Here is a 14,897-nt window from a genome sequence, read left to right on the forward strand (position 1 = left end):
CACTAACTATGCAAGTTTTCTTCATTTTTTTTACCAGCCACCGGAGGCTCCGCCGCCGCCAGAAGCCCCCCCGCCAAAAGAACCCCAAGAGCCGCCGCTACCACCACTAGAAGAGTTATGATTAGCAGAATTGTAATTAGAAGACAAATAACTATACGTCAAAACTTGACCATAGCCACCATATAACGTATCGCCAATTAAAACACGCCCCATGCCCATTTTCTTAGCATTGGGTTGTTTTAACAGTCTTCCTTGAATGACAGACCGCTTGACACCACTCACTGTGGCAGCGACAAACAATCCACTCAACATCACATAGTACAATTCGGTTTGTTTCAAGGTCGTGTTGGCACTTTTTTCATCGGTGAACATTTGCGGCAACTGATTGCTCGTTTCTTGATATTTTTGGTAAATCCCTTTTAAATAGCGACGTCCGTTAATTAAACTAATAATGAACACAATCGCCACCAAAATCATCACCACAAAGAAAATCCGCAGTCCCCAATAAAATAAATTAAGTCTACTTTTTTGCACCTTTACTTGTGCAATTCGTGAGTCCACTAAGGCTGTTTTGGTATTCATTAAGTTAAAGACTTCTCCTACAACTTGATTGATCGCTTTGCTGTAGTTTTCGTCTTTAAACCAGTCGACGACATCATCGTCATTAATAATATCGTCTGCTGTCGCATCTGGAATTAAACCTTCTAAACCATATCCCACTTCCAGACGAAATTTTCGATCTTCTAAAGCAATCAGATACAAAACCCCATTGTTTTGCGTTTTGTCCCCAATTCCCAGCTGATTAAAAATCTTATTTGCATAAGATTCAATATCTTCGCCACCGGGTAGCTCTTTTACCGTCACGACTTCTAGTTGCGCACCTTGGGTACTTGCCGCTAATTGCTTATTCAAGTTGTAAATTTTCTTCTTTGTCGCAGCATCGATAATCTTGGCATTATCTGAGACAAAAATGTTATTTTTGTTAATTGTAATTTTGCTGTTGCTGTCTTTAATTGCAACTTGATAATTATCCGCTTGACTTGGATAATCTTCCAACTGGGCCAGATTGTCTTTTAATACTTCATCAAAAGATTTTTGTGGTGGTTCAATCTTACCGGACAAAATATCTTCTCGTTGCGTTTGCAAATCATTTAATTGTGTATCATAATGTTGTTTTTTTTCAACAAAAGTATGGTTGTCTAAAATAGAGCCAACTAATCCGATACCAAAAAGCAACGCGACAATAAAGAAGACCATCCCCATGATACGGTTACGTTTCATGACATCTTGGTAGAAATGACGAATTTTTTGATCCGTTTTAGCAGTTAAACTGGTTGGGCTTTGCTTGTTCATCTGCCCCACCACCTTTACTCAAAACTTACATCTGGAACTTTTTCAGCACCAGCGTCAGCTTTAAAGTTAGCTTTCTTTTCAAAACCGAGCATTTTCGCTACGATATTTTTAGGAAAGCGGACTAAATTTTGATTGTAACTTTGAACTTCTGTAATGTAGTTACGGCGTTCCACTGCAATGCGATTTTCGGTTCCTTCTAGTTGTGTCATTAAGGTTTTTACATTTTCGTTCGATGCTAATTGTGGATAGCTTTCTTTAATTACACTAACCATTGTACCGACACTTTGATCGATTTTATTGTCAGCTGCAACTTTTTCTTCTGGTGTTGAAGCCTGATTGTATTCTTTTCTGGCTTGTGTAATCGCAGTGAAAATTTCCGTTTCATGCTTCATACTCCCCTTGACGCTGTTCACCAAATTGGGAATTAAATCTGCTCTACGCTGCATCACATTTTCTACTTGTGACCACTTTGCATCGACACTGTTTTCGGCACTTGCCAAACTATTGTAGGTGGCAATAAAATAGCCTACAATCCCGATTACAATAATACCAATTACACCAATAACTGTTATAGTACTTTTCTTCATTTCATTTCCTCTTTTCCTCCACTTAAAAGTGCGGTTCCCATCCGCCAGTGGCTTTAGCTTATTGTACCATTAAGGCTACCACCTACCTCATACTTAAGTCTGATTTTTATCACTTTACAATAATATTATAAGAAAAGCTGAGGGCTAGTACGTGAAGCTAGACAGCTAGAAAAGCCGAGGAAACTCCTTCAACTGCTAGCAATAAGGTGAATTTTTAATAAATTGTTTCCCAAATTTCTTGAAATTTTGTCTTATTGTTACAGCGAGTTAGTTTCAAAGGCTAGACAGCTAGAAGAGCCGAGGAAACTCCTTCAACTGCTAGCAATAAGGTGAAATTTCAATAAATTGTTTTCCAAATTTCTTGAAATTTTGACTTATTGTTACAACGAGTTAGTTTCAAAGGCTAGACAGCTAGAAAATCTGAGCGTACTTGGCAGCTCTTTGAAAAAAATATCAGAAAGTCATGTTTTAGTGTTCCTTACCAGCAACTAATTTGTGAATTTTTTAATTTTTATGCTTGCCATTATTATTTGACGCAGAACTAAAAAATCACGGTCGGCTACTTTACTTATTGGTAGCGACCGCGATTATTCAGCTTACTTTTATTTCTTTCTTTTCCAGAAATAAACTGCCACAGCACCTAAAATGATAAGTCCAATAATAACCAAGGACTGATTATGCTGATCGTTTGTTTTTGGATAACGAATTTTTCCGTTATTTTTTGGTGGTGTCTCTTTGGTGTTTGGTTCTTTATTATTTGGTTTTGGTGGCAATTTATGGTTAATAATTGCCGCTAATTTAACAGTTTCTGGTTTTCCAGCGGCTTTATCTGGAATAACAAATGAATAGGTTTTTTCGCTTAATTGATAACCCTTTGGTGCTTGGGTTTCTTTAATCGTGTAGTTGCCAGGTGCTAAGTTTGTAAGGGCAACTTTACCATTTTTATCAGCAGTAGCAATCAGCTTAGCTCCATCTTCATTGAAAATATTAAAGACCGCGCCACTTAAAGCATGACCGTGTTCATCTGTTTTTTGCCAAGCGACACTTCCTTTATAATTTTTCATTGTCACTTTAACCAAGCTAGGTTGTCCAGCATTTTCAGCTGAAATAGTAAAGGCTGTAGCTGTCGTGTTTAATAGATAGCCTTTTGGTGATTTCGTTTCAATAAATTGATAGTTACCTGGCACTAAGTCCTTCACTTGTATCTGACCTTTTTTATCTGTAACTAAATCTTTGGCTACAGTTTTTCCGGCTGCATCTTTTACCGCAAATACTGCATCCGCTAGTGGCTCTCCTTGTTCATCGACTTTTTCAAGTAAGGCGGAACCTTTATAATTGATAACGTCACCTAATTCAAGAATTTCAGGCTTTCCTTGTTGATCTGAAATGGTGAAGGGTTTTGGCGTCGTATCTTTCATGTACCCTTGTGGTGCTTTGGTTTCGATTAAAACGTAATCGCCAGCTGGCAAACCTTTACCATAAATTTCTCCTGTTTCATCAGTGGTGATTTCATGAATTTCATTGCCGTTGTGATCAAAAATCGGCAAGGCTTCACCGATCGGTTGTTTATCTTTTGCCGCAAAAACGGCAAATGTCGCGCCGGCAAGTAATTCTTTTGCTTCGTTTTGTTTATGCGCAATAAACTCTGCTTGATAATTTTCAAAATCCAGCTGATCTATCTGATCGTTTTCCCCTTCCTTTTGTACAACAAAATAAATGGGCTGATTATTAATCACATAACCTGGCGCAGCTTTGGTTTCTACTAATTTGTAGCTGCCGACACCTAAATTATCTAAATCAAGTTCACCGCTATCGGGAACTACGATTCTTCGCTCCAAGTTTTCTTCTCCATCTTCCATGCGGAATAAATCAAATGTCGTCCCCGCAATAGAACCGCCTGAGCCAACTTTTTTAATTACAGCTTTTCCTTTAAAGTTTTGGAAATCACCGAAGTTAATAACTTGCGGATTGCCCGTATAGTGGGTTGGAATTTCCACTTTTACCAACGCCGGGTTTAAAACATACGGATTGCCTTCATCATTTTGTGGCGCTTTGGTTTCTTGGAAATAATAGGTTCCTGGTGCTAATTTATTAAATTGCACCTGCCCATTTTCATCACTTGTCCCTTGGGTTAATTTTTGTTTTTGACTATCATATAACGTAAATTCAGCACCTTTTAGTACTTTTTTACTACTATTTACTTTTCGAATTTTAAAAGCACCTTGATAGTTAATAAAATCAGCACTAGCGACAACAACATGTGGTTTACCCTGCTGCTTTTCACTAATTTTAAAAGGTACGGTTTGATCATTAAGTAAGAAACCATCTGGTGCCTTGGTTTCCACAAATTGATAGTTACCGGGTGCTAGGTTCGTTACGGTCACGACACCTTTGGCATTGGAAACAAGATTGCGCGCTACCGTATTCCCTTTAGCATCAACAACTTTAAATATCGCTTGTGCTAATGGATTGCCTTTAGCATCTTTTTTTTGCAATTGAGCGGAGCCCTTATAGTTGATAAAATTGTCGCTTGCATTCACGACTTCAGGTTTTCCGTCGTGATTTGGTTCAATAACAAAGTCAACGGGGGTAGTATTTAAAATATACCCTGCTGGTGCCTTAGTTTCAATGAACTGATATTTTCCTGGTGCTAAGTTTGTGGCCGTTACAACACCTTTATCATCACTGATCAAATCACTTTGTCCCGCAACATCTTTGCCGTTTTCATCCACAACTTTAAAGGTTGCTTTAAAAAGAGGATTACCTTGCTCATCTTTTTTCACTAAGCTAGCACGACCACGATAATTCGTCATCGTCACATGGACTTCTGGAATTTGTCCATCATGTTGTTGATAGACTAAAAAGACATGGGGAGAGTCGTTGCGAATAACGCCTGCCGGAGCAAAGGTTTCCACAAATCGATACATTCCACTTGCCAAACTATCCACTTCTAAAATGCCTTGTTCGTTGGTTTGATCGATCAATAACGGTACATCTTGCCAGAAAGATGATCCGTTAATTTCCGTGGATAGTTTCTCTAGTTTAAAACGGGCCCCGGCCAAGAGGTTGCCTTGTTCATCCACTTTTTTCAATATAACCTTGTTTGGTTCGTTTACTACAACGAGTGGTTTTGCATCTGCAGCTGTTGTTGCCGCTGAAATTTTGATTAACTTGCCAGTGACAAATTCGTCTGCTATGGTGTAGCCTTTTGGCGCTTTGGTTTCTACTAATTTGTAATCGCCGTATGGTAAACCGCCAAAAATAATTTGTCCATGTTCATCAACTGTTCCTTCCCGTAAAACATGTTCTTTTTTTACATCCCAAAGTTGGAAATGTGCACCAGCTAACGGTGTACTCCCGTCAGCTTTGGTCTTTTGAATGACAATGCGACCACGCTTGCCTGAAGCATTGCCTCCGCTATTATCCACTTTAACTGTTACATCTGCTCCGTCACCGCCATCAACTACTTTACTACCGGTTCCTTTAATTGCGACATGATTAGAAACTTTGTCTTCATTGCCAGTCGCGCTTGATAAAATCAAGCTACGATATTCCATATAATAGGCTGTTTCGATATGTTTCATTTGGACAACTAATTTTTGCTGTCCAGTTTCATTATCTGTTGTAATTGTAACTGTATAATCTTTATCAACTGTTAGCGGCTGACTTTTATCAGGTACAATTGTACCGTCTGCAGCAACTTTAGTTTGATAAACAGCGACAGAATCTTCATCTAGCACTTGATTAATTGACGGTTCGTCTGTGATTGTGACATCATCTAAGGTCGATTGGGCACCGTTAATCATTAAATGCCACAAAACATAATTCGGATCATCTGGATCTTGCAAACCATCTTTTTTTACAGACTCGCCGCCATGTTGAATGGCAACTTGACCGGTAACATCTCGTTTATCCCCGTGATTTATATATTCTGCAACATTATCATATTCCTTTTGTTCATCAATTACTTGGTTAGCTAAAGAAGTTTTAAAACGAATTGCATACGTTTGAGCTACCCCTTGTGGAAATTTAACAGTCAAAGTTTGATCGTTTTTCTCTGTAGGTTCTGTTACAGCTAGTTCTTTTGTGACATCATTTTTTTCATCAATATGGACGGTGCCATCTGGCTCTGTTTGCGCATTATAAACAGCGACACTGCCTTTAATATAATTTTGATTGGCCAAAATTTTATCTTGTAATTGGGCATCTTGTAGCTGATTGGCACTTAGATTAACAGCAATTGTCCAGGTAATTTCTTTAGTCAGTGCATTGTACGTACCACTTTTTTCAGCATTTAAGGAAAACGGATCGTGGGGTCTAAATGGCTTTTCATCCTCCGAATGATGAGCATTATCCCATTTATCTTGCCAATCAATACCGGCATGGTTTAAAAACGAATCTGGTCCTGTCTGACCATCTGGATCTAGGTCTGAAACATCAAACTCCGTCGTATAGCGAATAATGAAGGCATCATTTGTTTGAGCATATGCCCCTTTTAAAGCAATAGTGAAGCCAGTTTGTTGATTGTGCTCATTTTTTTGAATTTTCAACTCATAGTCTTCTGTTGCAAATAAATGTTTCCCCTCTGTTGTCTCGATAGTTAACTTATAGCCTGTTTCTGTCGTATGATCGCGTTGTAATAATAGTCCTGGCGCGGGATTAAATGTATCGGTTATGACGGCATTTTTCAGATCATAATTATTTTTATTTACTTCTAGTGACCAATCGACTGTCTTATTGGCATAATCAACTTTCCCTAAGTTCTTGATGATATTTTGTTGTAGCGCAGTACCATCATCCCCACCTTCTTGGCCATCACCACCTGTATCGACCACTACTTTATTATCGACAGCTGTATTTTCTGTCACCAATCCATTTACCTTTGTTTTATAATCAATTTTTACTGCATAGTTCAAATCATGGGCAAATTGCAAGACAAACTGATTTTTAGCCTTGTCATAGACGACGGTATAATCCGTTGGTGATACCAAGGTCGCGCCGATGATTTCTTTACCATTCTTATCAAACAAAATGCGATGGACTACTAAAGAATCCTCATCTAAAGTCAAATTATCACTCATCGTGTCGGTCAAGACGGCTGAATCTTTTGCAATATTTTTTTCACCATAATTGTATTTAATATTCCAAGAAAACTCTTGCTTTGCGGCATCATAGCCCGCTTGATTTTTTTCAATTAATTTACCGTAGTTGTTCGTCACCGTCGCCTTAGCTGAAATTTCATCAGGTAATTCATCACTCGTTAAAATAGCTTCATTTTCAAAGTGGACTTTGCCACCTTTATCTGGAATTGCACTTTCTTCAATTGTACTTTGATAGGTAAGACGATACGCTTTGTTAGTTTTACCATTTACGGTTACATTTCCATTCTTATCGACTGTGTACTCACTAGGAGCTAATGTGCGCCCGACTTCTTTAACAGTCCCATCTAAATTCATCACCAATTCATGGACTGTTACCGAATCATACGCAATATCAGTCGGCCATTTTTCTGTAACGGTCAAATTGGTATTTTCTTTCATAGCGTGATTGATATCAACTGTCCATTGCACTTTACTAGGATTTGGCGTGCGATCAAAATGCCCTTGTTTATCAATTTCTGTTTCAGTCGCGGGGCGAATGATAACATCCACTGGTGGTAAATTATCTTCTGTAGGATAGTGAATGGTAATATCACCTGGTCCATCAATATGGCTGGTTTCAAAATGGCTTTCAAAATAGAAATCCCCCGTAATATCACTCGCTTTTGTTACATCTTCTGTAAAAGTAAACCGAACTGTCCCGTCTTTGCCAACGAAATAAGTAGCGTACGTTGTTCCATCACTGTCTTTTAACTCCCCAGACATCTCCCGATTTGGAACAAGCTCTGCTGGCAAATGAAATTCAAAGAAATCTCCTGCTTTGATCTGCTGACGCACATCTTCTGGAATCGCCCAATCGTAGGTCAAACGAACCGTTGCATCGGCTGGAATCGGCGGTTCTAGCGGTTGCCCATCTTGATCGGTATATAAAATATGGCTGTCCGTTATAATTGTGCCACTACCTGAAGGAAAATATGTCCGAATATCATTATTTACAGCAGCACGCATCCTGTTACTCTTAGATGCTGTCGGCTGACTAGTAGTTGGCTTGGTATTTTCTTTAGTATCTGCTGTGGTAGACGAATTTGTTTTATCAGCGGCTGTACTGGCAGGCGTCGTGGTCTGTGATGTTTCTGTGGTTGTAAAACTAGCAGAAGAACTTGTAGCTTGCGTCTCATCTGTTAGAGGCAGCGTTGCCTTTTGATTGCCATAAGAAAATGCGACTTCTGATTTCAACGCCGAAATGAAATTTGGTGTTCCCGTCATAATCAAAGTATCGGCATAATCTGCTGTAGATGGTGCAATTATAATTTCTTTTTTGCTATTATCGAGCGTTAAAGCTGGCTCTGTTTTCCCAGATTGCCATTTTACCGCTGTCAAATTAAGCTCATTTGAGTAGTGAAGCGTTGCTTGCTTCTCATTTGCGCCACTAATTTTTAGCAGCAACTGATCATCTTTTTGGCTCAATGTCCCTAACATCCAGTCTGTTGGCAACATTTGTGCGACTGCTGTTAGCGGCATAAAAGCTTGCACCAACAAAATTACTGTCATCAAACAGTAAATTATGCGCTGTCTTATTTTGTCATTTTTCATTTTATTACCCCTTTTAAATAATAATAATTCTAATTTTTGAATCATCCTTATTCAGTATAGGTACCTTTCTAAAGCCAAACAAATGGTTTATACCACTTATCATCATTTTTTTATCACGTTTTAGATATGTTTTCAAAATTCATGAGAATATTTTTGAACTATTTAAAAAACATCGTTTTTAAGAACTTTAGTTATTTTAATAATCCTGCTATTTTATAAGGTAAAAAAAGGGTTCGGTCCGTCAATTGGTTCCGCCTTTATTTTTTTATGTTTGTGATATAATCAATAAAGTTATTTCTATAATCACGTAACCTTAAAATAATTTGATTTTATGAGATATTATCAGAGAAATCACATGCTTTTAATCTTCTTATTTAAAGAAAACTTTTTTGAATATTGAATACGACACTTTAAAATGTTTTTACTATCGATTTTCAGCTAGAATAATTTTCAATTTTGGGAATAGTAATTATAGATTTTTTCCACTTGATTAAAAAATATTTATTTGTGAAATTATAAGCAAGATGTTGAAAAGTCAAAAAAATAAACGTCATCACCTAATAGGCGATGACGTTTGTTTTAGCTACTTTTAGTTCCCTTGGTAATGAATACATCAATAACATCTAAATTTTAAAAGAACTATTCACACACAATATCCAGCAACGACACATATTGCTGACCACCGTGCATATCACGTTCATTGCGACTGCCTTCAACCGGAACTCGCGGTAAACTTATTTTGGCAACGTGAATATCTTTTAGACAATAGATTTCTAAATCTTCTGGTTTCACTTGAAAGGATTTTGCAATCAATTTTCGTTCTCTTTCAAATGCGGTGACGATTTTTTCTGTATCCGCCACGTTATCGCAAAAAGCATCAATCGTAAGCCAAAATGGACCTGCGTTCTTACTTCGAATATATTTTACAATTTCTTCAACTGTTTTCATCTTAGTCCTCCACCTTTCTTCATTAAATCGTCGCGTAGGCAATGCGGCACAATTCATTCGGATCATCTAGTGACACTGTATGGTACAGTTTGAATTCATAGATAGCTCCGCGTTCCATTTCCGCCGGTGAAAAAATAAAGCCAAAAGAAGGCATTTGTTTTCCTTCAAACATATTATAGTGAAGTAATAGTGGGTTAAATGCTTTGGCAATCTGCGTCGCCAATTCCTGCGTCGCTGCTGTCACTGTTAACATCATCAAAATTTCGTTTGGCACATAATTTTCCGGTACAGCCATTCCGGAAACACCGTTGTATCCATAAGGCCGTAACCAGAAATCATAACTATCTTTTGAAATGCCAGCTTTCTCTAGTTTTTCTACCCCAGCTTTTGCTACTGCGTCAATCCATTGCATCGGTTCCTTCATAATTTTACGATCGCGAATACCTGCCATACTTACGGTTTGAAAACCAGCTACACCAGATCCTTCCAATTTCATCGTATAGGGAAGATATTCAATTGTTGTACCTTCAACCCGCACGGCTGTTTCTGAAAGTGCAGAATATTTAGCATCTTTCGTATCAATTCGAATGCCCGGTTCTGTCAGTTGGACAGGATTAGCATTTTCATAAAGTAAATGGGCCGATACTGAATAAGGAGAAACGGTACTTCCCGGCTGAACGGCACGAATGGTAAAGCCTTTATCATCGACCTCCATAAAAACGCCACCCTGTAATCCAGCACTAGTACATACGCCGCCACATTCTACTGTTTTCGCGGCATGCCAACAAGCCGCAGGATCGCAGCCTTTTAGTAATGGATACGCAGCAATCACAGCAGTATCCGTTGAACGCCCGCCAATAATAATATCTGCGCCATTTTTAAAGGCTTCTTCATATGGTTCTGAACCTAGTAAAGCCACAATCGTATCACACTCATCAAAAGTTTCTTCCGTGATAGCGGGTGCACCATGAAGTGCTTGAATTTGACCAGTACGATATTTTTGTTTGATGATTTCGCGGTCTTGTTGGGAATAAATTTTAGCAATTTTTTTGTGAATACCAGCTTCTTTACATATCTCAACAATCAGCTCATAAACGGTGTCCACGCCTTCATCAGACCCACAAGTACCAGCTGTCCCAATTGTCATGGGAATTTTTAGCTTGTCTGCCCCTAACACCATCCGTTTTAAATCACGTTTCACATCTTTAATAGCATACTTGCCATGACCAGATCCTAAATAGTACGGTCCAGAATCAGTAGAACCCGCATCACTTGAAATAATATCTGGTTTCATCAAAAGCCCCGCTTCAAAAGCCTCCTCTGTACAGTTCAAACCCACCGCTCCGTATGGAACAAAGACTTTCACACTCTCCATTGTTAATCCCTCCAAAATCAGCTGATAATTTTTAGCCCATTACAGCTGGCCTACTTTTTTTACTTTACTTTATTATAGGTAGCGCATACAATAATGTAAAATTCTTATTTTTGTATTATTTTATAACTTCAATGTTATGAACATGCTGCTTGCAACTTCCTTACTGCTTTCAGATAGGAGAAATATTATGATTAACGAAAAGCAAATTCACTATTTAATGACGGTGGCAGAAGAACACAGTATCACAGCCGCCGCCAAAAAACTCTTTATTTCACAGCCTGCTCTTAGCCGCTTTATCCTAGATATAGAACGCACCCTTGGCACCTCTCTTTTCATCCGCAATCGCGGCAATCTCCATCTCAGTAAAGCTGGCGAGATTTACTTAAGGGGCTGTCAAGATGTACAGCAGATTTTTCAATCTGTTACAAAAGAAATCGCGGAATTAACCCATAGTCACACTGGCAAAATCACACTTGGGGTTACATCCTTGACCGGCGAATTCGTTTTTCCCGCCATTTTAGACGCATTTGAACAAGCATTCCCCCATGTTGAATTAACCTTGAAAGAAGAACGAATGAGCGTTTTGTATGACTTAGTAAAAAAAGGAGACGTAGATATGGCACTGGTTTATCAAAACTATGATTCCGCCTTAAACTATCATTTTATTTACGAAAACCCAATCTATATCCAAGTTCCCCCTACCTTTGCAACAAAAAATGAAATGAGAAATACAATTGAAACTTTCGCCTTAATTTCAGCAGCTTCTTTGGCCAACCAGCCGATGATCTTACTGAAAAAAGGACGCGAACTGCGTGAAATCGCCGATCGCTTTTTTGAAACCTTCCAGCTTGTACCAAACAAAATCTTAGAGACTGAAAATATTCACCTCGCAAGTAATCTGGTCAGTTTAGGCAAAGGGTTCACCTTTGTTCCAGCCATTTTTTTACGCGATAGTTTTCCCAATAAAGACAACAACTTTTATGTTCAAATCACCGACTATCCACTAAAGCGCGAACTGTACTGTTGCCACCGAAAAAATGCTTATTTAACCGAAGCTGAGCAATTTTTGATACGAAAGTTGCCTGAAATTTTGGCATAAGGTAAGGTATGTAGCCTGACAACAAAAAAAGACACCTTCTCGTAATGAGAAAGTGCCTTTTTGATTGTGAAGAAAATGAAGCGGTGCTCTTTTTTCTACAAAATTCCCGTTGTATACTGCAACGCTGAGGGTGTATATTTGCGACAATTTCAGGAATGCTCGTTTAAAAAGTGGTGAAGCTTTATTAACTTAATGTCCGAACTAAATAGACCTCGTCACAAAAACCCTTTAGTGCATTATAAACTCGCTGCGCACGGGAATGTTTTTGACACAGGGCAAAGCAAGTCGGGCCACTACCGCTCATTAAGGCCACGTCCGCTCCGTATTTTACCATTCGATCTTTGATTTGTTGAATAACAGGATGACGTTCAATCGTAATATCTTCCAAACTATTCCCCATGTTGGCAATCATCTGTTCATAATCATTTTCTGCAATCGCCGCCTTCAAAGCTGCAATATTCGGATGATGAATTTTATCTACATCTACTTTAGGAAAAACCGTCCGCGTAGAAACACTGATGCGTGGTTTGACTAAGACTACCCAACAAGGAGGCATCGGTTTAATCGGTGCAACAATTTCACCTTTTCCGCCGACAAAAGAAGTTGTACCATACAGGCAATAGGGAACATCCGTCCCAATTTTAACGCCAATTTCAATCAGCTCGTCAGTTGAAAGGCCCAAGTTCCAAAGTCGATTCATCCCTCTAAGCGCAGCCGCAGTGTCACTACTCCCACCACCTAGTCCCGCTGCTACCGGAATTTGTTTTTGAATCGCAATTTTAACGCCCTTTTCTACACCGTAGCGTTCTTTTAATAATTGTGCGGCTTGATAAACATTATTCCGTTTATCAACTGGTAAAAAGGCTTTATTGGTTTCAATGATGATCTGATCTTCTGGCAATTCTTCTATTGTCAGCCGATCTGCTAAATCAACACTCGCCATGACCATCTCCAATTCATGATAGCCATCTTCTCGTTTGTACAAAACGTCCAAGCCTAAATTGATTTTTGCAGGTGCTTTTTCAATGATCTCCATCTTTCCACCTACCTTTCTCTTTTTGGCAATTTACGCAAAAACTGCCACAATCGTTGTGTATTCTATCATAGCAGAAGATAATTGTATAGTTTAAGAAAAAACCTTTGAAAACACTATTTTAATGATATTTTTCCTTTTTACGATAAATTGATAATACTATTCAAAATATTTGAAGAAAAATGAAGTTGGACCTACAATGTAAGTAGCAAAAGAAAGGTGTGATAAAAAATGGCAGACTTATTTCCCCGTAGCTTTTCGGATGGTGAAGAAATGATTGGCCGCTTAATGAATAATTTCTGGCAAGATCGTTCCTTGGCTACTGATATTAAAGAATTTGACAGTTATTATGAAGTGAAAGCAGATCTTCCTGGCATAAAAAAAGAGGACATCAAAGTTACTTACGCAAACGATACGTTGACAATTCGTGCCAAACACACCGCTAATAGTGAAGAAAAAGATGATGACGGTCATTATTTACGTCGCGAACGTACCAGCAGCACTTATGAACGTAGCTTTGCGATGAAAGATATCGATGAAGAAAACATCAAAGCTTCCTTTGAAAATGGTGTATTAACCTTGGAATTACCAAAAAAAGTCGTCAAAGAAATTCACGGTAAAGATATTCCAATCCAGTAAGTCAGTTCACTACATTTAAAAATTTTTAGCCCCGCAAATTTGGAATTTCGTTGCGGGGCTTTTTGATAAAAAAAATGAGCAGAAAAAATCTGCTCATCCTCCCTAGATTGAAATTAGCCTACACTGTATTGTTTAATTTCTGTGTTAACCAAATTGAAATCTAAAAAATCCTTCATGCTTTTTCCGTAAAAATAATTGTCCACCACGCGACTAACTGCATTATGACAGATGAGAAGAACATCTTCTTTAGCTGCTTCTAATTCAATTAAAAGTGGATAAATCCTACCCGCAACATCTAAAACAGATTCACCATTAGGAAATGGCAGTGACAATTCTACTCTAACTTTTTGAAATTCTACATTTGCAATAGCCTGACCATCATAAATACCAAAATCCATTTCAGTCAACCTTTTATCTGTTATTATAGGCAGCTTTAACTTTTCATTTACAACTTTTGCCGTATCTTGGGCTCGGCTTAAGGGCGAGACAATAATCTTATTAAGATTAATTTTTTCATCCACTATTTTTTGTGCTAAATTTTCTGCCTGTTGGTACCCTACTGGCGTCAATGGAACATCTGCACGACCGCAAATTCTCTTTTCTACATTCCATTGTGTTTGACCATGACGTGCAAGATAAATCATAATTTAGTACTCCTTAGTCTTTTTGCTGGAGATTTCGACTGTTTCTTCTTTGGATCAGATGTTACTTTTTCCTCCGGCATTTCACCAATCACTAATTTATTTTCCAAGCCATTTTGACTTAAAAATTTTTCAATTGACTTTAAATCTTGACTAAACAAGGTAGAAAAGTGGGAATTCTTTCCTTTGTAAAACGTGACAAAAGTTTCACCTAAACGGCTATCTTCTAACTGAATTGCTTCAAATTGTTGATAATCACCTGTGAGAATACCAAATTTGATTAAGCGCTTTTGTGTCAATCCTTCTCTTAATAAACCGATTGAAGCAATCATAATAGCAAAAATGCCCAGTTTGATTTGATCAGCTAATTGTTGTGGCCAAAAGATAATTAAAACACTGACTGCCAAGGTTAACATTAAGCCGACTTTGATAAAATTACGTTTTGCTAAAATGACTACTTCTTTTTGATCTCTAATTTGAATGAAAAGAAGTATCACCAAAAAAGCTCCGATAACAATGGCTTCAGCCAT

The 14,897-nt window shown here is 38.1% G+C and carries 10 protein-coding genes; 2 read left to right on the top strand and 8 right to left on the bottom strand.

Annotated features, from left to right (window positions below):
• Positions 1-30: 30 nt before the first annotated feature.
• The 5 genes from K4422_RS05235 to K4422_RS05255 form a co-directional block, all read right to left on the bottom strand.
• Positions 31-1,353, bottom strand: coding sequence for a TPM domain-containing protein (locus K4422_RS05235; protein ID WP_230709590.1), 1,323 nt, complete (start codon positions 1,351-1,353; stop codon positions 31-33).
• Between the two features lie 14 nt (positions 1,354-1,367).
• Positions 1,368-1,940: a LemA family protein gene (locus K4422_RS05240; protein ID WP_230709591.1), complete on the bottom strand. Its 573-nt coding sequence runs from the start codon at positions 1,938-1,940 to the stop codon at positions 1,368-1,370.
• A 602-nt stretch (positions 1,941-2,542) separates the two neighbouring features.
• On the bottom strand, positions 2,543-8,632 hold the full coding sequence (locus K4422_RS05245) for a SpaA isopeptide-forming pilin-related protein (protein WP_230709592.1): 6,090 nt from the start codon (positions 8,630-8,632) through the stop codon (positions 2,543-2,545).
• Positions 8,633-9,271: 639 nt separating this feature from the next.
• Positions 9,272-9,580, bottom strand: a complete 309-nt coding sequence (locus K4422_RS05250; protein ID WP_230709593.1) for a DUF4387 family protein — start codon at positions 9,578-9,580, stop codon at positions 9,272-9,274.
• 22 nt (positions 9,581-9,602) lie between these two features.
• Positions 9,603-10,955, bottom strand: a complete 1,353-nt coding sequence (locus K4422_RS05255) for an acyclic terpene utilization AtuA family protein (RefSeq protein WP_230709594.1) — start codon at positions 10,953-10,955, stop codon at positions 9,603-9,605.
• 187 nt (positions 10,956-11,142) lie between these two features.
• Between K4422_RS05255 and K4422_RS05260 the strand changes: the two genes are divergently transcribed.
• Positions 11,143-12,054, top strand: coding sequence for a LysR family transcriptional regulator (locus tag K4422_RS05260; RefSeq protein ID WP_230709595.1), 912 nt, complete (start codon positions 11,143-11,145; stop codon positions 12,052-12,054).
• Positions 12,055-12,238: 184 nt separating this feature from the next.
• Here K4422_RS05260 and ispE read toward each other — a convergent pair whose 3' ends face one another.
• The gene (gene ispE / locus K4422_RS05265) at positions 12,239-13,090 is read right to left on the bottom strand and encodes a 4-(cytidine 5'-diphospho)-2-C-methyl-D-erythritol kinase (protein WP_230709596.1); all 852 of its coding nucleotides are present in this window, start codon (positions 13,088-13,090) and stop codon (positions 12,239-12,241) included.
• Positions 13,091-13,318: 228 nt separating this feature from the next.
• Here ispE and K4422_RS05270 point away from each other — a divergent pair, with 228 nt between their 5' ends.
• Positions 13,319-13,726, top strand: a complete 408-nt coding sequence (locus tag K4422_RS05270) for an Hsp20/alpha crystallin family protein (RefSeq protein WP_206902619.1) — start codon at positions 13,319-13,321, stop codon at positions 13,724-13,726.
• Positions 13,727-13,839: 113 nt separating this feature from the next.
• Here the strand turns inward: K4422_RS05270 and K4422_RS05275 are convergent, their stop codons facing one another.
• Together K4422_RS05275 and K4422_RS05280 are read right to left on the bottom strand one after the other, a co-directional pair.
• Entirely contained in the window at positions 13,840-14,370 is a 531-nt protein-coding gene (locus K4422_RS05275; RefSeq protein ID WP_206902620.1) for a histidine phosphatase family protein, read from the bottom strand.
• Positions 14,367-14,897: a hypothetical protein gene (locus K4422_RS05280; protein WP_230709598.1), complete on the bottom strand. Its 531-nt coding sequence runs from the start codon at positions 14,895-14,897 to the stop codon at positions 14,367-14,369. Before K4422_RS05280 ends, K4422_RS05275 begins: the two co-directional genes overlap by 4 nt.

The sequence above is a fragment of the Enterococcus sp. SMC-9 genome (assembly GCF_021011285.1).
Classification (GTDB): domain Bacteria; phylum Bacillota; class Bacilli; order Lactobacillales; family Enterococcaceae; genus Enterococcus_C; species Enterococcus_C montenegrensis.